Annotated in this window: 19 protein-coding genes; 15 read left to right on the plus strand and 4 right to left on the minus strand. The window is 70.7% G+C overall.

The features are described from left to right. Positions 1–83 precede the first annotated feature (83 nt). Both FV229_RS02055 and msrP read left to right on the plus strand, forming a co-directional pair. Positions 84–1,772, plus strand: a complete 1,689-nt coding sequence (locus tag FV229_RS02055) for an AMP-binding protein (protein ID WP_147750342.1) — start codon at positions 84–86, stop codon at positions 1,770–1,772. 115 nt (positions 1,773–1,887) lie between these two features. Further along, a complete protein-coding gene (msrP, locus tag FV229_RS02060; RefSeq protein WP_147750343.1) occupies positions 1,888–2,826 on the plus strand; it encodes a protein-methionine-sulfoxide reductase catalytic subunit MsrP in 939 nt (312 codons plus the stop codon). 318 nt (positions 2,827–3,144) lie between these two features. Here msrP and FV229_RS02065 read toward each other — a convergent pair whose 3' ends face one another. The 4 genes from FV229_RS02065 to FV229_RS02080 form a co-directional block, all read right to left on the minus strand. Beyond that, complete coding sequence (locus tag FV229_RS02065) at positions 3,145–4,740, minus strand: AMP-binding protein (RefSeq protein ID WP_147750344.1); 1,596 nt, start codon at positions 4,738–4,740, stop codon at positions 3,145–3,147. A gap of 6 nt (positions 4,741–4,746) precedes the next feature. Beyond that, positions 4,747–5,346 (minus strand): nitroreductase family protein, encoded by a 600-nt coding sequence (locus FV229_RS02070; protein WP_147750345.1) that lies wholly within the window; start codon positions 5,344–5,346, stop codon positions 4,747–4,749. A gap of 73 nt (positions 5,347–5,419) precedes the next feature. Beyond that, positions 5,420–5,674 (minus strand): hypothetical protein, encoded by a 255-nt coding sequence (locus FV229_RS02075; protein ID WP_147750346.1) that lies wholly within the window; start codon positions 5,672–5,674, stop codon positions 5,420–5,422. 119 nt (positions 5,675–5,793) lie between these two features. Beyond that, on the minus strand, positions 5,794–6,111 hold the full coding sequence (locus FV229_RS02080) for a helix-turn-helix domain-containing protein (RefSeq protein WP_238270225.1): 318 nt from the start codon (positions 6,109–6,111) through the stop codon (positions 5,794–5,796). A 254-nt stretch (positions 6,112–6,365) separates the two neighbouring features. On the opposite strand from FV229_RS02080, the gene FV229_RS02085 reads away from it, so the two are divergent. The 13 genes from FV229_RS02085 (at position 6,366) to FV229_RS02140 (ending at position 20,257) form a co-directional block, all read left to right on the plus strand. Beyond that, positions 6,366–6,878, plus strand: a complete 513-nt coding sequence (locus tag FV229_RS02085; RefSeq protein WP_147750347.1) for an META domain-containing protein — start codon at positions 6,366–6,368, stop codon at positions 6,876–6,878. Positions 6,879–6,988: 110 nt separating this feature from the next. Beyond that, the gene (locus FV229_RS27190) at positions 6,989–7,141 is read left to right on the plus strand and encodes a hypothetical protein (RefSeq protein WP_187275034.1); all 153 of its coding nucleotides are present in this window, start codon (positions 6,989–6,991) and stop codon (positions 7,139–7,141) included. Positions 7,142–7,387: 246 nt separating this feature from the next. After that, on the plus strand, positions 7,388–8,362 hold the full coding sequence (gene cysK / locus FV229_RS02090; protein ID WP_147750348.1) for a cysteine synthase A: 975 nt from the start codon (positions 7,388–7,390) through the stop codon (positions 8,360–8,362). 152 nt (positions 8,363–8,514) lie between these two features. Continuing rightward, positions 8,515–8,892, plus strand: a complete 378-nt coding sequence (locus tag FV229_RS02095; RefSeq protein ID WP_147750349.1) for a hypothetical protein — start codon at positions 8,515–8,517, stop codon at positions 8,890–8,892. 434 nt (positions 8,893–9,326) lie between these two features. Beyond that, on the plus strand, positions 9,327–12,800 hold the full coding sequence (gene carB, locus FV229_RS02100) for a carbamoyl-phosphate synthase large subunit (protein WP_147750350.1): 3,474 nt from the start codon (positions 9,327–9,329) through the stop codon (positions 12,798–12,800). Between the two features lie 132 nt (positions 12,801–12,932). After that, entirely contained in the window at positions 12,933–13,409 is a 477-nt protein-coding gene (greA, locus tag FV229_RS02105) for a transcription elongation factor GreA (protein WP_187273746.1), read from the plus strand. A 9-nt stretch (positions 13,410–13,418) separates the two neighbouring features. Further along, complete coding sequence (locus FV229_RS02110) at positions 13,419–13,940, plus strand: hypothetical protein (RefSeq protein WP_147750352.1); 522 nt, start codon at positions 13,419–13,421, stop codon at positions 13,938–13,940. Between the two features lies 1 nt (position 13,941). Next, positions 13,942–14,973, plus strand: coding sequence for a mitochondrial fission ELM1 family protein (locus FV229_RS02115; RefSeq protein ID WP_147750353.1), 1,032 nt, complete (start codon positions 13,942–13,944; stop codon positions 14,971–14,973). A gap of 125 nt (positions 14,974–15,098) precedes the next feature. Then, entirely contained in the window at positions 15,099–16,076 is a 978-nt protein-coding gene (trxB, locus tag FV229_RS02120; protein ID WP_147750354.1) for a thioredoxin-disulfide reductase, read from the plus strand. Between the two features lie 196 nt (positions 16,077–16,272). Continuing rightward, on the plus strand, positions 16,273–17,163 hold the full coding sequence (locus FV229_RS02125) for a LysR family transcriptional regulator (protein WP_147750355.1): 891 nt from the start codon (positions 16,273–16,275) through the stop codon (positions 17,161–17,163). Between the two features lie 118 nt (positions 17,164–17,281). Next, positions 17,282–18,562, plus strand: coding sequence for a glycosyltransferase family 1 protein (locus tag FV229_RS02130; RefSeq protein ID WP_147750356.1), 1,281 nt, complete (start codon positions 17,282–17,284; stop codon positions 18,560–18,562). 122 nt (positions 18,563–18,684) lie between these two features. Further along, positions 18,685–19,005 (plus strand): rhodanese-like domain-containing protein, encoded by a 321-nt coding sequence (locus tag FV229_RS02135; RefSeq protein ID WP_147750357.1) that lies wholly within the window; start codon positions 18,685–18,687, stop codon positions 19,003–19,005. Positions 19,006–19,123: 118 nt separating this feature from the next. Continuing rightward, on the plus strand, positions 19,124–20,257 hold the full coding sequence (locus tag FV229_RS02140; RefSeq protein WP_147750358.1) for an efflux RND transporter periplasmic adaptor subunit: 1,134 nt from the start codon (positions 19,124–19,126) through the stop codon (positions 20,255–20,257). The last annotated feature ends 68 nt before the right edge of the window (positions 20,258–20,325 follow it).

Below are 20,325 nucleotides of genomic sequence, written 5' to 3' on the forward strand. Positions count from 1 at the left end.
TCCCGCACAGTCCCAACCAAGGGGAGCGAACACGCAAGACCGATAAGCGCGGCCAAGAATGCCGTGCGCGATGGAGAAACGCCGTGATCCAGGACAGCCGGGCACCGCGCCCGTGGCTCGCCGCCTACCCGCCGGGCATGCCGGCGGAGATCGACGCCGACATCCTCGGCACCCTCGTCGACCTGTTCGAGATCAGCACCGCGCGCTTCGCCAAAAGGCCGGCGGTGACGTGCTTCGGCTCTTCGATGACCTACGCCGCGATGGGCGCCGCCGCCCGCGCGCTGGCCGCCTGGCTCGCCGCGCAAGGACTCGCCAAGGGCGACCGCGTCGCGATCATGATGCCGAACGTGCCGGCCTACGCGGTCGCGATCTTCGGGGTGCTGGTCGCCGGCGGCACGGTGGTCAACATCAACCCGCTTTACACGCCACGCGAGCTGTCGGCGCAGCTCAACGATTCCGGCGCGCGCATCCTCGTCGTGCTGGAGAACTTCGCCCACACCGTCGCCGAGGCGATGCCCGGCGTCGCCCTCGACCGCGTGGTGCTCGCCGGCCCCGGCGACGGCCTCGGGCTCAAGGGCAAGGTCGTGGATCTCGCCTCGCGCCACCTGAAGAAGGCGGTGCCGCCCTTCGTCCTGCCTGCGGACAAGACGGTGCGGTTGGACGCGGCCCTGCGGCAGGGCAGGGGGCTGAAGGCGCCTGCAATCCAGGTGACGCAGGGCGACATCGCCTTCCTGCAATACACCGGCGGCACCACCGGCATCGCCAAGGCGGCGATGCTGACACACCGCAACATCATGGTGAACGTCGTCCAGAGCGAAGTCTGGTTCGAGGGGATCGAAGCGCCCGGCCGGGTGATGGTCACCGCGCTGCCGCTGTATCACATCTTCGCGCTGACCTGCTGCTTCTTCTTCTTCATGCGCACCGGCGGCAGCTGCCTGCTGATTCCCAACCCGCGCGACGGCGACGGCTTCGTGAAGACGCTGGCGAAGACGCGCTTCACGCACTTCTCCGGGGTCAACACCTTGTTCAACCTGTTGAACAACCATCCGAAGATCGACACGGTGGACTTCTCGCAGCTCGACTACGTGGTCGCCGGCGGCATGGCGGTGCAGAGCGCGGTCGCCGCGCGCTGGAAGGCGGTCACCGGCAAGACCATCATCGAGGGCTACGGCCTGTCGGAGACTTCGCCGGTGGTCTGCGTGAACCCGTATCGGTTGGGGACGTGGTCCGGCACGATCGGCTACCCGCTGCCCTCCACCGAGGTGTCGATCCGCGGCCCCGACGGGATGCCGGTCCCGGCCGGCACCCCCGGCGAGATCTGCGTGCGCGGGCCGCAGGTGATGAAGGGCTACTGGAAGCGCCCCGACGAGACCGCCGCCGCCACCACCGCCGACGGGTTCTTCCGCACCGGCGACGTCGCCGTGATGGAGGCGGACGGAGAGGTGCGGATCGTCGACCGGATGAAGGACATGATCCTCGTCTCCGGCTTCAACGTCTACCCGAACGAGGTCGAGGACGTGCTCGCCGCCCATCCCGGCGTGCTCGAATGCGCCGTGGTCGGCGCGCCCAGCGCCGAGACCGGCGAGATGGTGGTGGCCCACGTCGTCGTGCGCGACCCCGACCTGACGCCTGAGGCGATCCGCGCCCACGCGCGAACCCAGCTCACCGGCTACAAGGTGCCGCGCAAGGTCGTGCTGCAGGCGAGCCTGCCGAAGACCAACGTCGGCAAGGTGCTGCGTCGGGCGCTCCGCGACGAAGCGCCACCCGCGTGACGCGAAACGCAGGTAACCCCTGCGCCGTAGACGGCGAACATTCAGTTCGCGGCAGGCGCCCGGCACCCGCGAGGGGCGGCGCGGCTGCGGCGGCGGACACGATTCGGAGACGACGATGCTGATCAAGCGGTTGCGCGGCTGGGAGATTCCCGAACACCTCGTCACGCCGGAATCGGTGTTCCTCGACCGGCGGGCGCTGCTCGGCGGCTCCGCCGGCCTCGCGGCGGCGGCGATGCTGGGCGGGCGGGCGCTGGCCGAGACCGGCCCCTATCCGGCCCCGCGCAACGACGCCTACGCCCTCGACCGTCCGCTGACCCCTGAAAAGTTCAGCGGCGACTACAACAACTTCTACGAGTTCGGCACCTCGAAGACCGTGCTGCCGGCGGCCGACGCCCTCAAGACCAGCCCGTGGACGATCAAGGTCGACGGCCTCGTCGACAAGCCGTTCGACATCGGGGTCGAAGACCTGATCCGCAAGGTCGGCCTGGAGGAGCGGCTCTACCGCCACCGCTGCGTCGAGGCGTGGTCGATGGCGGTGCCGTGGACCGGATTCCCGCTGGCGAAGCTCGTGGCGCTGGCCAAGCCCGCGTCGGGGGCGAAGTACGTCCAGCTGACGACCTTCCTTGACCGCAAGATGGCGCCCGGCCAGCGCACCTTCTACCCGTGGCCCTATGTCGAGGGCCTGACGATGGAGGAGGCGGGCAACGACCTCGCCTTCATCGCCACCGGCATCTACGGCAAGCCGCTGCCGAACCAGTTCGGCGCGCCGATCCGCCTCGCGCTGCCGTGGAAGTACGGGTTCAAGTCGATCAAGTCGATCGTGAAGGTCTCGTTCGTGGCCGAGCGGCCCAAGACCTTCTGGGAGGCGCTCGGCCCGTCCGAGTACGGCTTCTGGGCCAACGTCAACCCGGCTGTGCCGCACCCGCGCTGGAGCCAGGCGAGCGAACGCGTGCTCGGCACCGACACCCGCGTCCCGACGCTGATCTACAACGGCTACGGCGAGCAGGTGGCGGGCTTGTACAAGGACCTCCAGGGCGAGCGCCTGTTCGCCTGAGGCAAGTCGGTCGCTGCGCATCCCCTCTCGCCGCACGGATCTCGGGCCTGCCCGAGATCCGATCTTGCCTGCCGAAGTCGGGCAGGCCCGACTTCGGTGGGGGAGAGGGCTTCGCCGAGCTCGTCGTCGCCGAAGCGAGGCGGCAGCCGTCGGTGAGGGGGCGACGGAAGAGCCTCGTCCGGCACCTCCCCCTCACCGCCGCTGCGGCTCCGCCTCCGCTTCCCGCAGGCACGGCGAGGTGCCTGCGGGCCTCTCCCCGCCCGCGGGGAGAGGGGGCTCCCCGGAAGATGGACCGACCGAGCCTACCGAGCCGGTGCTTCACCCCGCGTCGCGCAGCGCCCGGCGGATGATCTTGCCGGTTGTCGTCATCGGCAGGTGATCGCGGAATTCGATCTCGCGCGGGTATTCGTGGGCCGAGAGCCGGGTGCGGACGAAGGCCTGGATCGCGTCGGCGAGCTCCGGCGAGGGGGCATGGCCCGGGCGCAGGACGACGAAGGCCTTCACGATCTCGGTGCGCAGCGGGTCGGGCTTGCCGATCGCGGCGGCGAGCGCCACCGCCGGGTGGGTGCAGAGGCAATCCTCGATCTCGGCCGGGCCGATCCGGTAGGCGGCCGAGGTGATGAGGTCGTCGTCGCGGCCGACGAAGTGGACGTAGCCGTCGGCGTCGCGTCGTGCCTGGTCGCCGGTGAGCATCCAGTCGCCGGAGAACTTGCGCGCGGTCGCCTCCGGCTGGTTCCAGTAGCGCAGGAACATCACCGGGTCTGGGCGGGCGACGGCGATCTCGCCCGGCTCGTCCACGCCGGCCTCGCTGCCGTCGGGCCGCAGGATCGCGACGCGGTGGCCGGGCACCGGCATGCCGGCCGAGCCCGCCCGCCCGACCCCTTCCGCGGGCGCGGCCGAGAGCACGAGATTGCACTCGGTCTGCCCGTAGGCCTCGCCGACGGACAGCCCGAGGGCGTCCTTCGCCCAGCGATAGGTGTCGGCGCCGAGCGCCTCGCCCGCCGAGGCGACGTTGCGCAGGGACGAGAGGTCGTAGCGCTCCCGCGGCGTTGCGATCGTCCGCAGCATCCGCAGCGCGGTCGGCGCCAGGAAGGCGTTGGTGATCCGCAGGCGTTCGATCAGCCGGAAGGCGGCGTCGGCCTCGAAGCGGGCGGCGCGCGCCACCACCGGCACGCCGTGGCGGAGCGAGGGCATCAGCACGTTGAGCAGGCCGCCGGCCCAGGCCCAGTCCGAGGGCGTCCACATCAGGTCGCCGGGGCGGGGCGGGAAGGCGTGCATCCGGTCGAAGCCGGGCATGTGGCCGAGCAGCACCCGGTGCCCGTGCAGGGCGCCCTTCGCCTGGCCGGTGGTGCCGGAGGTGTAGATCATCAGCGCCGGGTCGTCCGGGCCGGTGTCGCGGGCCGCGAAGTCGGGCCTGGCGCCGGCGAGCAGGTCGGCCAGACTGAGCGCGTCGCCCGCGGCGCCGTCCACCGAGACCAGCAGCGCGAGGTCGGGCAGCCGCCCGCGGATCGGGTCGAGCTTGGCGAGTCCCGCTGCGTCGGTGATGCAGGCGCGCGCGCCCGAATCGTCCAGCCGGTAGGCCAGGGCCTCCGGGCCGAACAGGCCGGCCAGCGGCAGGGCGACGGCGCCGAGCTTGTAGGCGGCGGCGTGCGCCACCATCACGGCGGCCGATTGCGGCAGCAGCACCGCCACGCGGTCACCGGGCGCGACGCCGTGGGCGGCGAGCGCCCCGGCGAGGCGGTTCGAATCCGTGCGCAGCCGCCCGAAGGTCGTGGTCGCGACCGCGCCGTCGGCGGCGACCTCGAGGATCGCCGGGCGCTCCGGCTCGGCCGCGCCCCAGCGGTCGCAGACGTCGACGCCGACGTTGTACCGGGCCGGGATGTCCCAGCGGAAACCCGGCCCGGACGCGTCCACCCGCCCCTAGCCGCGGTCGGCGGGGAAGCCGCCGGCGAAGACGAAGTCGGTGATCGGCCGGCGGCCGTTATGGGCCTCCTTGGCGCGCTGGTCCGCGTCGAGCTCGGCCGGCGCCACCGCGCGGCCGACGCCGTAGGCGGCCTCGATGGTGTGGTGCTCGGGTACGTTGAGCACACCCGGCGCGCGCTCCCGGTCGAACCCGCCCATGCCGTGGACGTGCCAGCCCTGGCGGTTGGCCTGGAGCTGGAAGGCCAGCGAAGCCGCGCCCGCATCGAGGGAATGGCTCGCCGACGGCTTGAGCTCGTCGCCGACCTTCATGCGCTCGTTCGAGACCAGGAACACCAGGGCGCCGGTGCCGGCGACCCATTTCTGGTTGCCCGGCAGGATCAGGCCGAAGAACGTCTCCCAGTGCGCGTCGTCGCGCAGGGCGTAGAGGAAGCGCCAGGGCTGGGAATTGTAGGAGGAGGGCGACCAGCGCGCCGCCTCGAACATCCGCATCAGCTCCGCCTCGGGCACCGCCTCGCCGGTGAACAGGCGGGGCGAGCGGCGATCGACGAAGAGCGGGTCGACCGCGTGGTCGGGCCGGCGCGGGTTGTCTTCGTTCACGGGCGTGGTCTCCGGATGGTGCGGCGCACCGGAAACGCTTTGCACGAGCGGCGGCCCTGTCGGCAAGGCCGGCTCAGCCGCGGCCGGACAGCCCGCCCAGGCGCGCGCGCCGCCCCTGCTCGACGTGCCAGCGCGCCTCCGCCACGGCGCCGGCGAGGCGGCGGATGCGCCAGCGCCGCCACGGGCGGATCAGCGGATGGCCCGGAAGCCCGGCCTCGTGCCGGCGCAGGCGCGCGAGCAGCCCGGGTAGGCAGGAGGCCGCCGCCTCGCCGGTGGCGATCTCCATCTGGCGCAGGGTCTCGCGGAGTTCGGCCTTGTGGTCCGCCATCGTCCTGGCTCGCGCATTCGAAGGCCACGATCCTGAACCGACGTCGGGGCGGGGGCGAGGTGGCACGGGCGCGCGGGTCCCCGAGGCGGGGCCCGGCGCCCATTCAGCGATCGTTTTCGTCAGCGATCGTTCTCGGTGGTCAGGGCGTCGGCGCGGATGCCTTCGCCGCCAGCCGGTCCGAGCCGCACGCCGGAGCTGCCGTCCTCGGTGAAGGCGACGCCGGCCGCCATCAGCGCGCTGCGCAGCACCTCCAGCTGGCCCGAGGGCGGATCGCCGTGGCCCGCCTCGAAGTCGCGCACGAAGCCGGCGTCCAGCCCGGCCTTGCCGGCCAGCTCGGCTTCCGACCATCCGAGCAACCCGCGCGCCGCCCGCGACTGGACCGGGCTCATCGGCCTCGGGGCCGCGCCGCTCTGGCCACCTTCGTCAGATCCCGCCACGCCGAACTCTCCTCACATCCATCGATCCGGTGCGTGACAACGGAGCGGAACCCGGATCGTTTCAGAAATCCCGCGGCGCGCCCGGCAAACTTCGCGTGGGATGCCGGCAAAAGCCCGCCCGCGGTCGCCTTGACCACAATTGCGCTGAAATCCTATCGCATTGGCGTTTCCGCGCGCCGCCACGAGCTTCTGGATGCACGAGCTTCAGGATGCTCGAGGGTGGCGCACCGGGACAACGGGACAAGGGGCGTACCATGAAACCGATGCTGATCGCCGCTCTGGCCTGCGCCGCCGGTGCGCTGGCGCTGACCACGGCCACCGAGACGATGGCGCAGGGCGCGGCCTCGATGAGCGGCTTCGGCAAGGGCAACCGCCGGCCCGGCGGCGAAGAGAAGAAAGAGCAGTACATCCCCGGCGCGAAGCAGACCGAGAAGGTGTTCCCGCTCGATTCGACCTGGACGGCGGTGAGCATCAACGGCAAGCCGTTCGGCGGCGCCGACCGGCCGAGCTTCATCATCGACAAGCAGTACCGCGCCCGCGGCTACGGCGGCTGCAACACCTTCGCGGCGACCGCCTTCCCGCTCAAGGAGCAGCACCTCGCGGTCGGCCCGCTCGCCCTCACCAAGAAGTCCTGCGACAAGAGCCTCCAGGCGGCCGAGCAGGCCTACTTCGTGGCGCTCCGTACCACCGCGCAGTGGGACATGGTCGGCTCGCAGCTCGTGCTCAAGAGCCCCAACGGCGAGCTGAAGTTCGACCGCGCGCTCTGAGGCCCCGTTTAAGGCCCCGTTGACCACGCCGCGAGACGCCGGGCCCGGATTCACCCGGCCTTGAGACGCCCTCGCGCCTTCTGCCCTCCGGTTCACGACGGGGGCGGCGCATGGCGAAGGTCGGTTTCGGGCGGGCGGCGCTCCGCCCTGGCGTGCAGGACGTCTCCCGCTACGTCGCGCCGCCGAGCTTCCACCGCGGTGCGGCCTGGCTCGCGGCCGCCCTGCCGCTGCTCGGCATCCTCCTGGTGATCGGCGCAAGCTGACGAGTCGCCCCGACCGCCCGGCGCGCGAAGAACGATCTTCCCCGCATCGGCGTCTGCGCAGTCGGGATCTTCCACGCCGCCGCGAGGCATGCCGGCGGGGGAGAAAAAGATCGCCCTGTCCGGCACTTGGCCCGATTGCCCCCGCCCGCCGCACGCGATATCCCGGCTCCGGAAACGCCCGGCCCCGCCCCGTCGGGGGCGGTCCGGCGCGCCGTCACCTGAGCGTCCCTTCGGAGATTCGCGACCATGGCATCCGCCGACACCCAAGACCGCAAGCCCGGCCATGGCCGCGTCTACGGCTCGATCACCGAGACCATCGGCAACACGCCGCTCGTGCGCCTGAACCGCCTGCCGCAGGCGCGCGGCATCGACGCCGAGATCCTGCTGAAGCTCGAGTTCTTCAACCCGATCGCCAGCGTGAAGGACCGCATCGGCGTCAACATGATCGACGCGCTGGAGGCCTCGGGCAAGCTGAAGCCCGGCGGCACCCTGGTGGAGCCGACCTCCGGCAACACCGGCATCGCGCTGGCGTTCGTGGCCGCCGCCCGCGGCTACCGCCTGATCCTGGTGATGCCCGAGACGATGTCGCTGGAGCGCCGCAAGATGCTGGCCTTCCTCGGCGCCGAGCTCGCGCTGACGCCGGGGCCGCAGGGCATGAAGGGCGCCATCGCCAAGGCCGAGGAGCTGCTCTCCGAGATCCCCGGCTCGGTGATGCCGCAGCAATTCTCGAACCCGGCCAACCCCGAGATCCACCGCAAGACCACCGCGGAGGAGATCTGGAATGACACCGACGGCCAGCTCGATGCGTTCGTGGCCGGCGTCGGCACCGGCGGCACCATCACCGGCGTCGGCTCGGTGTTGAAGCCGCGCCTGCCGAACCTGAAGGTGTTCGCGGTGGAGCCGACCGATTCGCCGGTGATCTCCGGCGGCCAACCCGGCCCCCACAAGATCCAGGGCATCGGCGCCGGCTTCATCCCGGACAACCTCGACCGCGCCATCGTCGACGGCGTCATCACCGTCTCGAACCAGCAGGCGTTCGAGACCGCCCGCGAGCTCGCCCGCCTCGAAGGCATCCCCGGCGGCATCTCCACCGGCGGCAACGTGGCCGCGGCACTGGAGCTGGCGAGCCGGCCGGATTTCAAGGGTAAGCGCATCGTCACGATCGCGTGCTCGTTCGCCGAACGCTACATCTCCTCGGCCCTGTTCGAAGGCATCGGCTGAGTCTTTAGCCTGGCGGCCGCAATTGTGGCGCCGAGCGGAAGCCCGGCGTCACAGAAAATACAGGATCGGCCGGCATCCCACGGCAACCGCCTGTTAACGACGATCCGCCAACGGTCGTCGCCGGGCCGATTGCCGACCAACGGGGCTGACGGATGACTTTCGACGACGCGCGCGACGACTTCTCCCGTTTGCACCGCATCTTCAGCTTCCACCTCGGGGTCGCCGTCGGCCTGTCGTGGCTGACCACGCTCTACGCCGCCTGCTACGCGCCGTGGGTGCGCAACATCCGCGCGATCCTCGATCCCGCCTCCGGCCTCGACCACATCGAGAGCACGGTGTCCTACCTCTTCGTGATGCCGGCGCTGCTGACGCTGGCCTGGGTCTCGCTGGTCTTCGGCCGCGAGGTGATCCGCCGCTCGCAGACCCTGCCGAACGTCGCCGTCGAGTTCGCGGTCGCGGCGCTGATTGCCTTCGGCGTGTTCTACCTCTCGATCGACCGCGCCGTCGCCGCGCTCTACGCCGGCCTCTGAGCGGGCCGAAGGCGTTCTCGGCCGCCGCACGCGCGCACCTTTCACGTCAGACAACCCCGGACCCGTCATTCCGGGGCGCCGTAGGCGAGCCCGGAATCTCCAGAACCGCCGTGGCGCCCGAACCAGTCTCCCTCGGCGGCTCTGGATCCCGGGCTCTGCTGCGCAGCCCCGGGATGACGGCGGCGAGGCTGTTCCGTCGATTCGCAGGCCTCGCCCAGCAGGACCGGTCGCCCCGGGGTGGAGGTGGAAAACGCACCCGCCCGAAGCGCTTGTGAAAGCGGACGGGCCAACCATGCGTGCGCACGCCCTTTCAAACGCCTGCGGCTGCGTGTAGACGCGGGCCTCAACGACAATCCCGCCGCCTGCGCCCATCCGTGCCGCCCGTAGACCGGGGCTGCGCGGCCGGGCACGCGTGACCGTACCGAAGGCGTCCGATGCCGAAGCGCACCGATATCTCCTCGATCCTCATCGTCGGCGCGGGGCCGATCATCATCGGGCAGGCCTGCGAGTTCGACTATTCCGGCACCCAGGCCTGCAAGGCGCTCCGCGAGGAGGGCTACCGGATCGTGCTGGTGAACTCGAACCCCGCGACCATCATGACCGACCCGGACATGGCGGACGCGACCTACGTCGAGCCGATCACCCCCGAGATCGTCGCCAAGATCATCGAGAAGGAACGGCCGGATGCGATCCTGCCGACCATGGGCGGGCAGACCGCGTTGAACTGCGCGCTCTCGTTGCAGCGCATGGGCGTGCTGGAGAAGTACGGCGTCCAGATGATCGGCGCGACGGCCGAGGCCATCGACAAGGCTGAGGACCGGCACCTCTTCCGCGACGCGATGACGAAGATCGGGCTGGAGACGCCCAAGTCCGAGCTCGCCAACGCCTCCGCCCCGAAGAAGGCCGACCGCGACAAGCGCCTCGCCGAGATCGCCCGCATCGAGGGCCAATGGCCCGCGGGCGCGGAGCGGGACGCTGCGGTCGCCGCCTTCGAGAAGACCTGGCATGCGGGCGAGGGCGACCGGCGCAAGCGCTACATCGAGCATGCGCTCGGCCAGGCGCTGATCGCGCTCGCCGAGGTCGGCCTGCCGGCGATCATCCGGCCGTCCTTCACCATGGGCGGCACCGGCGGCGGCATCGCCTACAACCGCGAGGAGTTCCTCGACATCGTCGAGCGCGGCATCGACGCCTCGCCGACCAACGAGGTGCTGATCGAGGAATCGGTGCTCGGCTGGAAGGAATACGAGATGGAGGTCGTTCGGGATAAGAACGACAACTGCATCATCGTCTGCTCGATCGAGAACATCGACCCGATGGGCGTCCACACCGGCGATTCCATCACCGTCGCGCCGGCGCTGACGCTGACCGACAAGGAATACCAGGTGATGCGCGACGCCTCGCTCGCGGTGCTCCGCGAGATCGGCGTCGAGACCGGCGGTTCGAACGTGCAGTTCGCCATCGACCCGGCCACCGGCCGGATGATCGTCATCGAGATGAACCCGCGCGTCTCGCGCTCTTCCGCGCTCGCCTCGAAGGCCACCGGCTTCCCGATCGCCAAGGTCGCGGCCAAGCTCGCCGTCGGCTACACCCTGGACGAGATCGCCAACGACATCACCGGCGGCGCGACCCCGGCCTCGTTCGAGCCGACGATCGACTACGTCGTCACCAAGATCCCCCGGTTCGCGTTCGAAAAATTCCCCGGCGCCGAGCCGACGCTCACCACCGCGATGAAATCGGTGGGCGAGGCCATGGCGATCGGCCGATGCTTCGCCGAGTCGCTGCAGAAGGCGCTTCGCTCGCTCGAGACCGGGCTGACCGGGCTCGACGAGATCGAGATCGAGGGGCTGGGCAAGGGCGACGACCACAACGCGATCAAGGCTGCCATCGGCACGCCGACGCCGGACCGGCTGCTCAACGTCGCGCAGGCGCTCCGCCTCGGCATCAGCCACGCCGAGGTCCACGCCTCGTGCAAGATCGACCCGTGGTTCCTGGAGCAGCTGCAGGGCATCATCGACCTGGAGAACCGGGTGAAGGCGCACGGCCTGCCGACGACGCCGGGCGCGTTCCGCCAGCTCAAGGCCGCCGGCTTCTCCGACGCCCGCCTCGCGGTGCTCGCCGGCACCGACGAGCCGGCGGTGCGCGAGGCGCGCCACGCCCTGAAGGTGCGGCCGGTCTACAAGCGCATCGACACCTGCGCCGCCGAGTTCAAGGCGCCGACCGCCTACATGTATTCGACCTACGTCGCCCCCTTCGCCGGCGAGGTCGCCGACGAGGCCCGGCCGACGGACGCGAAGAAGGTCATCATCCTCGGCGGCGGCCCGAACCGGATCGGCCAGGGCATCGAGTTCGACTATTGCTGCTGCCACGCCTGCTATGCGCTGTCGGAGGCCGGCTACGAGACCATCATGGTCAACTGCAACCCGGAAACGGTCTCGACCGACTACGACACCTCCGACCGGCTCTACTTCGAGCCGCTGACGCAGGAGGACGTGCTCGAGATCATCGAGACCGAGCGGCAGAACGGGACGCTCCACGGCGTCATCGTGCAGTTCGGCGGCCAGACCCCGCTGAAGCTCGCCCGCGCGCTCGAAGCCGCCGGCGTGCCGATCCTCGGCACCTCGCCGGACGCGATCGACCTCGCCGAGGACCGCGACCAGTTCAAGCGGCTCCTCGACAAGCTCGGGATGAAGCAGCCCAAGAACGGCATCGCCTACTCGGTCGAGCAGGGCCGGATGGTCGCCGCCGACCTCGGCCTGCCCTTCGTGGTGCGGCCGAGCTACGTGCTCGGCGGCCGCGCCATGGCGATCATCCGCGACGAGACGCAGTTCGCCGACTACCTGCTCGACACGCTGCCGAGCCTGATCCCGTCCGAGGTCAAGTCGCGCTACCCGAACGACAAGACCGGCCAGATCAACACGGTGCTCGGCAAGAACCCGCTGCTGTTCGACCGCTACCTGTCGGACGCGGTCGAGATCGACGTGGACGCGGTCTGCGACGGCACCGACGTGTTCATCGCCGGCATCATGGAGCACATCGAGGAGGCCGGCATCCATTCCGGCGATTCGGCCTGCTCGCTGCCCTCGCGCTCGCTCTCGCCCGAGACCATCGCCGAGCTCGAGCGCCAGACCAAGGCGATGGCGCTTGCGCTGAAGGTCGGCGGCCTGATGAACGTGCAGTACGCGATCAAGGACGGCGCGATCTACGTGCTGGAGGTGAACCCGCGCGCGTCCCGCACCGTGCCCTTCGTCGCCAAGGTGATCGGCGAGCCGATCGCCAAGATTGCCGCCCGCGTCATGGCCGGCGAGGCCCTGGCTACGTTCGGCCTGAAGAAGAAGGTCCTGAACCACATCGCGGTGAAGGAGGCGGTGTTCCCGTTCGCGCGCTTCCCCGGCGTCGACGTGCTGCTCGGGCCGGAGATGCGCTCCACCGGCGAGGTCATCGGGTTGGACGCCGGCTTCGGCGTCGCCTTCGCCAAGAGCCAGCTCGGCTCCGGCACCAAGGTGCCGCGCTCGGGGACCGTGTTCGTCTCGGTGCGTGACGGCGACAAGGCCCGCATCCTGCCCTCGATCCGGCTACTCGCCGGCCTCGGATTCTCGATCGTGGCCACCGGGGGCACCCAGCGCTACCTCGTCGTGAACGGCGTCGCCTGCGACCGGGTGAACAAGGTCCTGGAGGGCCGGCCGCACGTGGTCGACTCGATCAAGAACGGCGACATCCAGCTCGTCCTGAACACCACCGAGGGCGCGGGTGCGCTGTCGGACTCGCGCTCGCTGCGCCGGGCGGCCCTCTTGCATAAGGTGCCGTACTACACCACTCTGGCGGGAGCGATGGCGGCGGCCGAGGGCATTCAGGCCTATCTCGAAGGCGATCTTCGGGTCCGCGCCCTGCAGGAATACTTCGCAGCCTGAAGCCGGGCGGCGACACGACGTTTCGAACCGATCGCGGGACACGCGTTCGGACGGGTTGTTGGAATCTGGCCCGGAGGGCGCGGCATCGCCGCGTCCGGCCGGGCCTCTTCATTGTGGCGCGAGACGATGGCGATAGACAAGGTTCCGATCACGGTGCGTGGCTTCGCAGCCATGGAGGAGGAGCTGAAGCACCGCCAGCAGGTGGAGCGTCCGCGCATCGTCGCGGCGATCTCCGAAGCGCGCGCGCACGGCGACCTCTCCGAGAACGCCGAGTACCACGCCGCCAAGGAGGCGCAGTCCCACAACGAGGGCCGCGTGCTCGAGCTGGAGAGCCTGATCTCCCGCGCCGAGATCATCGACGTCACCAAGCTCTCGGGCGACAAGATCAAGTTCGGCGCCACCGTGAAGCTCTTGGACGACGACACCGAAGAAGAGAAGACCTACCAGATCGTCGGCGAACCCGAGGCCGACGTGCATTCGGGCCGCGTCTCGATCACCTCGCCGATCGCGCGGGCGCTGATCGGCAAGGGCGTCGGCGATTCCGTCGAGGTGACGACTCCCGGCGGCGGCAAGTCCTACGAGGTCGTCGGCATCCGGTACGGGGCCTGACCGGTGCGGATGGCGCGACGCCGGATCGCCGGGCTGCTCGCCCTCTCGGCGTTCGCCGCGTCGGCGCTTGCCGTCGCCGCCCGGGCCGATGACTTCCCGAGCCTGCGCGGCGAGCGCTTCGCGGACGTGCGCGTCGACGTTCGCCCGCTCCTGGCGCTCGGTGCGGGCGCGCAGGCCGAGGCGCTGCGTGCGGACCTGACCGCGGCCCTGCGCAGCCGCTTCGCGGGCCGCCTCGGCGGTCGCGGCCCCAGCCTCGTGGTGCTGGTGCGCGGCTTCTCGCTGCGGCCCTATGCCGGCGGCGGCACCAACGGCCGCTCCGGCTTCGGCGGCGGCTCGCAGAACGACTACCTCGACGGCGAGGCCCTGTTGGTCGCCCGGGACGGCGCGGTGCTCGGCCGCCACCCGCAGCTCACGGCGACCCCGTCGAGCTTCGGCGGGGCCTGGTACGATCCGCAATCCGAGCGCCGACGCGTCACGGCCATCGCCGACATCTACGCCGACTGGCTCGTCCGCAACCTGCCCGCCGACTGACGTGGCCGCCCCCAGCGAGACGCTTCCCAGCCCGGCCCTGGCCGGCGCCCGCGCCTGGATCGTCACCGACGGCAAGGCCGGCGACGAGAACCAGTGCGTCGGCATCGCCGAAACCCTCGGCCTGTCCTACGAGATCCGCCGCGTGCCGGCGAACGGCCCGTTCGGCTGGACGGCGCCGTGGGGGCCGATCGACCCGCGCCAGGGGCCGTATCGCCGCCGCGGCGCGCTGGCCGGCCCCTATCCCGACATCCTGATCGCCTCGGGGCGCCGCGCGGTACCGTATCTCCGCGCGATGCGCCGGGCGGCGGCGGGCCGCACCTTCACCGCCTTCCTCAAGGACCCGCGCACCGGGCACGACAGCGCCGACTTCATCTGGGTGCCCGACTACGACGACCTGCGCGGCCCCAACGTCTTCACCACGCTCACCGCGCCGCACCTCGTCACCGCCGAGCGGATCGCGGCGGCCCGCGCCCGGCCGGACCCGCGGCTGTCGGCGCTGGACGGGCCGCGCGTCGCGGTGCTGATCGGCGGCGACAGCCGGCACCTGAGCTATCGCGCCCTCGACATGCAGCGCCTCGTCGGCGACCTGCGCAAGCTCGCCGGCTCCGGCTGCCGCCTGATGGTCACCGTCTCGCGCCGCACGCCCGATCCGCTGCGCGACGCGATCCGCACGCTCGTCGCCGAGACCGGCGGCTTCCTCTGGGACGGCGGCGGCGACAACCCTTACGTCGCGATGCTGGCTTTGGCCGACGCCATCGTCGTGACCTCGGATTCGGCCAACATGGTCAGCGAGGCGGTCTCCACCGGCGCGCCGGTGCTGCTGTTCGACCTGCCGCGTACCTATATCCGCCATCGGCGGATGTTCGCCGGGCTGGCGATGGCCGGGGCGTTGCGCCCGTTTACCGGGCGGTTGGAGCCGCTCGCGTACAAGCCGATCGACGCGACGCCGGTGATCGCGCGCGCGCTGGCCGACGGCTACGCCGCCTTCCGCGCGGCGCACGGCGCGAGCGTGACGCAGGATCGCCTGGGTTAGAGCATTTTCATGCGAGGTGGATGCCGGCTCGCGTGAAGAGAATGCGACCACACAGTAGGTTGGAGCATCCCCCCGTGATCCAGGGATCACGGAAAATGCTCTAGAGCTAGGAAGTAGAGGACGCCATGGCCCACACCCATTCCAGGCTGATCATCGTCGGTTCGGGGCCGGCCGGTTACACGGCCGCGATCTACGCCGCCCGCGCCATGGTCCAGCCGCTGATGATCTCGGGCTTCCAGCCCGGCGGCCAGCTGATGATCACCACCGACGTCGAGAACTATCCGGGCTTCGCCGAGGCGATCCAGGGCCCGTGGCTGATGGAGCAGATGCGGCTCCAGGCCGAGCACGTCGGCACCACGATCCTGTCGGAGTACATCACCAAGGTCGACCTCAAGGTGCGCCCGTTCCGGCTCGAGGCGGATTCGGGCGAGACCTATTCCTGCGACGCGCTGATCGTCGCCACCGGCGCGCAGGCGAAGTGGCTCGGCCTGCCCTCCGAGGCCAAGTTCCAGGGCGGCGGCGTCTCGGCCTGCGCGACCTGCGACGGCTTCTTCTTCCGCGGCAAGCCGGTGGCGGTGGTCGGCGGCGGCAACACCGCGGTGGAGGAGGCGCTCTACCTCGCCAACCTCGCCTCGAAGGTCACGGTGATCCATCGCCGCGACGCGTTCCGCGCCGAGCGCATCCTGCAGGAGCGCCTGTTCAAGCACCCGAACGTCGAGGTGCTGTGGAACCGCGAGATCGACGAGATCTGCGGCACCACCAGCCCCGCCCCGTCGGTGACCCACCTGCGCCTCAAGGACACCCGCACCGGCGAGGCCAGCGAGGTGCCGGTCGACGGCGTGTTCGTCGCGATCGGCCACAAGCCCGCGACCGAGGTGTTCGAGGGGCAGCTGACGATGCGCCACGGCGGCTATCTCAGCGTCCGCCCCGGTACCGCCGAGACCGAGATCCCCGGCGTGTTCGCGGCCGGCGACGTCACCGACGACGTCTACCGCCAGGCGATCACTGCGGCCGGCATGGGCTGCATGGCCGCGCTGGAGGCGGAGAAGTACCTCGCCAACCTCGACATCGGCGAGAGCCCGGTCCAGGCGGCCGCCGAGTAGCCGGACGTCCATCCGACCGCCCGAATCCGCATTCGGGCGGGGCACGACTGCGCGGATCGAAGCCGCTCGACGGTTCTGTCAACATTTTCTTTGTGCCGCGCCTTGCGCGCGACCATGCCCAGGACGCATGAGTGGCAGGCGTCGTGACGGAGCCTGCGCGTCCCGGCACCGTCGGTTTGCGTGAGGGAGTCTCGCCGTGGATTGGGACAAGATCCGGATCTTCCTCAACGTGGCGGAGGCCGGCAGCTTCACCCGTGCCGGCGACGACATCGGCCTCAGCCAATCCGCGGTCAGCCGCCAGATCAGCGCGCTGGAACGCGAGCTGAAGGCGCCGCTGTTCCACCGGCACGCCCGCGGGCTGATCCTGACCGAACAGGGCGACCTGCTGTTCCGCGCCGCGCGCGACATGAAGCTGCGGCTGGAGAACACCCGCGCGCGCCTGGTCGAGACCAGCGAGCGGCCGTCGGGCGACCTCAAGGTGACCACCACCGTCGGGCTCGGCACCGCCTGGCTGGCGCAACGCGTCGCCGAGTTCCTCGACCTGTACCCGGACGTGCGGATCGAGCTGATCCTCACCAACGAGGAGCTCGACCTCGCCATGCGCGAGGCGGACGTCGCCATCCGCATGCGCCGCCCGGCCCAGCCCGACCTGATCCAGCGGCGGCTGTTCACGGTGCACTACCACGCCTTCGCCAGCCAGGATTACGTGAAGCGCTTCGGCGAGCCCAAGACCGTCGAGGACCTCGACGAGCACCGGCTCGTCTCCTTCGGCGGCAACGAGCCGTCCTACCTGCTGGCCGCGCACTGGCTCGCCAACGTCGGCCGCGAGGGCCGCGAGCGCCGCCCGGTCGCCTTCACCGTCAACAACATCGGCGCGCTGCAGCGGGCGATGGAGACCGGCGCCGGCATCGGCATCCTGCCGGACTACGCCGTCGACGGCGACGACCACCTCGTCCAGGTGCTGCGCGAGAGCGAGATGCCGACGCTGGAGAGCTACCTCGTCTACGCCGAGGAGATGCGCACCGTCGCCCGCGTCCAGGCGTTCCGCGACTTCCTGGTCTCGAAGGCCCAGCGCTGGACGTATTGAGGGGCGGGCGTTTCGCCGAGCACCGTCGATCCGTCAGCCCTCGAACCCGGCTCCGCTGGCCCTCCGTCCGCCCGCCGGCTAACACCCGCCACGGCCTCGGACGGCCGAGCGGAGCATCATGACCACACGGCCGATCGCCTTCGACCTCACCCGCCTCGTCACCCGTCTGCGCCATGCGAGCCCGTCGGGGATCGACCGGGTCGACCTCGCCTACGCCCGCCACGTGCTCGCGGGCGCGGGGCCGCGCTTCGGGCTGGTCTCGACCGGGCTCGGGCCGCGCGTGCTCGACCGGGCGCATGCGTCCCGGATCGTCGAGGCGGTCGCGGCCGGGTGGATCGAGGACGTGGCGGCCGAATCCGACCCGATCTACCGCCGCCTGGAGGCGCGGCTCGCCGGCCGGCCGGCGGACGTCGCCGCCGGGCGCGGCCCCGCGCGATCGAGCACGCTCCGTCGCCGCCGCATCCAGGCGGAGACCGTGCTCGGCATCTTTCGCGCCGCACCGGTGGCGGCCCTGCCCGAGGGCAGCCTCTATCTCCACACCTCGCACCTGCGCCTCGACAAGCCGGAGCGGTTCGACTGGCTCTACACCCGCGCCGACGTGCGGCCGGTGTTCTTCGTCCACGACCTGATCCCGATCACCCATCCCGAATACGGCCGGCCGGGCGAGGCCGAACGCCACCGCCTGCGCATGCGGACCATCGGGCGGCACGCGGCCGCCATCCTCGTGAACTCGGCCGACACCGGCGAGCGGACGCTGGCGCATCTTGCCGCCGACGGGTTCGGGCGGCCGCCGCTCGCGGTCGGCCATCTCGGCGTCGAGCCGGCCTTCGGGCAAGAAGGGCCGCGATTCGCGCCCGACCGGCCGACCTTCCTGGTCTGCGGCACCATCGAGCCGCGCAAGAACCACCTGCTGCTGCTGCACCTCTGGCGCGACCTCGTCGAACGGCACGGCCCGAACACGCCCCGCCTCGTGCTCGTCGGGCGCCGCGGTTGGGAGGCGGAGAACGTCGTCGACCTGCTGGAGCGCTGCGAGTCGATCCGCCCGCACGTCGTCGAGGTCTCGGGCCTCTCGACCCATGGCCTCGCCGCGCTGACGCGCAGCTGCACCGCCCTGCTGATGCCCTCCTTCACCGAGGGCTACGGCATCCCGATCGTCGAGGCCGCAGCCTCCGGCGTGCCGGTGGTCGCCTCCGACATCGTGGTCCATCGCGAGATCGGCGCGGGCTTCGCCGACTTCCTCGATCCCCTCGACGGGCTCGGCTGGCGGCGGGCGGTGGAGGACTTGAGCCGTCCGGGGGGCGAACATCGCGAAGCTCTGGCGCGGCGCCTCGACGGCTACGTCGCTCCGAGCTGGCCCGCGCATTTCGAGCAGGCCGACGCGCTGCTGGCCGCACTCTGATCCGCAGCCCACGCCCTGGATGGGGGGCGCGTGTTGCGCCGTGGGCGGCTGACGAATAAGGGAAAGCGTCAGCCCGCGCGCCGGTGCCCGCGCAGCCGGCCTCTCTCCCAGGGAATCGACCGATGCGTGTTGTCGACCTCGACCGCGATGCGATCAAGCAGGGCCTCGCCGACGGTTCGATGCTGGTGATCGACGTGCGCGAGCCGCACGAATACGAGAACGGCCACATCCCCGGCGCGGTGATGCACCCGCTCTCGACCTTCGACCCGACGGCGGTCGCCGCGCTGATCGAGGCGGACGGGCGCCGCCCGGTCTTCTCCTGCGGCTCGGGCGTGCGCTCCGTCCACGCGCTCGACGCGATGCAGGCGACCGGGCTGTCCTTGAGCGAACACTACAAGGGCGGCTACCGCGACTGGTTGGCGGCCGGTGAAGCGATTGAGTAGGTCCGTCGAAGCGTCGCACCGCGCGCGTCGTCCGTCTCGCGGCGGCGAAGCCATGTGCGGCGGCGCACAACCTGTGTGCGCTTCGGGGAATAGGTGGCGGGCTGCTGGGGAACCATCCATGTACAAGCGTCGGCTCGCAAGCCTCATCGTGATCGCCGCGGCGCTCTCCGCGCCGCAGGCCCGCGCCCAGGCGCCGGGCGGCCCGCCGCCGAAGGTGACGGTCGCCAAGCCCGTGGTCCGCGAGATCATCGAGCAGGACCAATATACCGGCCGCTTCGACCCGATCGAGTTCGTCGAGGTCCGGGCGCGGGTGACCGGCTACCTGGAGAAGATCAACTTCACCGACGGCGCCACGGTGAAGAAGGGCGACGTGCTCTTCGTCATCGACCGGCGCCCGTACAAGGCGGCCCTGGAGCAGGCGCAGGCCTCGCTGACCTCCGCCAAGGCCCGGCTGTCATTCTCGCAGACCGACCTGGAGCGCGCGCAGACCCTGTCGAAGGGCGGCAACATCTCCGAGCAGGTCACCGACCAGCGCCGGCAGGCCTCGCAGACGGCGCAGGCCGACGTGGACAGCGCCGAGGCGGCGCTCCGCAACGCCCAGCTGAACTTCGACTTCTCGGAAGTGAAGTCGCCGATCAACGGGCGGATCAGCCAGCGCCTCGTCACCGAGGGCAACATCGTCATCACCGACCAGACGATGCTGACCACCATCGTCTCGCTCGATCCGATCTACTTCTCCTTCACCGTCGACGAGAAGTCGTTCCTGAAATACCAGGGCTCGCTCGGCATCGGCATGGGCCAGACCCAGCGCGGCAAGGGCGTCCCGATCCTGATCGCGCTGTCGGGCGAGGCCAAGCCGACCCGCAAGGGCACCCTCGACTTCGTCGACAACCGCGTCGACAACGCGACCGGCACGATCCTCCTGCGCGCCACGGTCGAGAACGCCGACGGCTTCATCAAGCCGGGCCTGTTCGGCATCGTCTCGATGCCCGCGACGAAGCCCTTCCAGGGCGTCCTGATCCCGGACGAGGCGGTCGCCGCCAACCAGGACAAGCGCATCGTCTACCTCGTCGCCGAGGATGGGACGGTGAGCTCCCGGGACGTGAAGCTCGGGCCGAAGGTCGACGGCTACCGCGTGATCCGCGACGGGCTGAAGGGCGACGAGACCATCGTGGTCAACGGCACGTCCCGCGTGCGCCCCGGCGCCAAGGTCACGCCGGAATCGACCACGCTGCCGCCGAGCAAGACCTAGGGTTAACAAGACCTGAGGCCGCGCAAGACCTGAGGCGTAGCAAGACCCGAGGCCGCCCGGCGGTCTCG

This window comes from Methylobacterium sp. WL120 (assembly GCF_008039465.1).
Taxonomy (GTDB): domain Bacteria; phylum Pseudomonadota; class Alphaproteobacteria; order Rhizobiales; family Beijerinckiaceae; genus Methylobacterium; species Methylobacterium cerastii.

Bases quoted from the DNA above. Each gene is read 5' to 3' on its own strand.
- msrP (WP_147750343.1), top strand. From the start codon at position 1,888: ATGCTGATCAAGCGGTTGCGCGGCTGGGAGATTCCCGAACACCTCGTC.
- FV229_RS02075 (WP_147750346.1), bottom strand. From the start codon at position 5,674: ATGGCGGACCACAAGGCCGAACTCCGCGAGACCCTGCGCCAGATGGAG.
- FV229_RS02085 (WP_147750347.1), top strand. From the start codon at position 6,366: ATGAAACCGATGCTGATCGCCGCTCTGGCCTGCGCCGCCGGTGCGCTG.
- FV229_RS27190 (WP_187275034.1), top strand. From the start codon at position 6,989: ATGGCGAAGGTCGGTTTCGGGCGGGCGGCGCTCCGCCCTGGCGTGCAG.
- cysK (WP_147750348.1), top strand. From the start codon at position 7,388: ATGGCATCCGCCGACACCCAAGACCGCAAGCCCGGCCATGGCCGCGTC.
- FV229_RS02095 (WP_147750349.1), top strand. From the start codon at position 8,515: ATGACTTTCGACGACGCGCGCGACGACTTCTCCCGTTTGCACCGCATC.
- carB (WP_147750350.1), top strand. From the start codon at position 9,327: ATGCCGAAGCGCACCGATATCTCCTCGATCCTCATCGTCGGCGCGGGG.
- FV229_RS02110 (WP_147750352.1), top strand. From the start codon at position 13,419: ATGGCGCGACGCCGGATCGCCGGGCTGCTCGCCCTCTCGGCGTTCGCC.
- trxB (WP_147750354.1), top strand. From the start codon at position 15,099: ATGGCCCACACCCATTCCAGGCTGATCATCGTCGGTTCGGGGCCGGCC.
- FV229_RS02130 (WP_147750356.1), top strand. From the start codon at position 17,282: ATGACCACACGGCCGATCGCCTTCGACCTCACCCGCCTCGTCACCCGT.
- FV229_RS02135 (WP_147750357.1), top strand. From the start codon at position 18,685: ATGCGTGTTGTCGACCTCGACCGCGATGCGATCAAGCAGGGCCTCGCC.
- FV229_RS02140 (WP_147750358.1), top strand. From the start codon at position 19,124: ATGTACAAGCGTCGGCTCGCAAGCCTCATCGTGATCGCCGCGGCGCTC.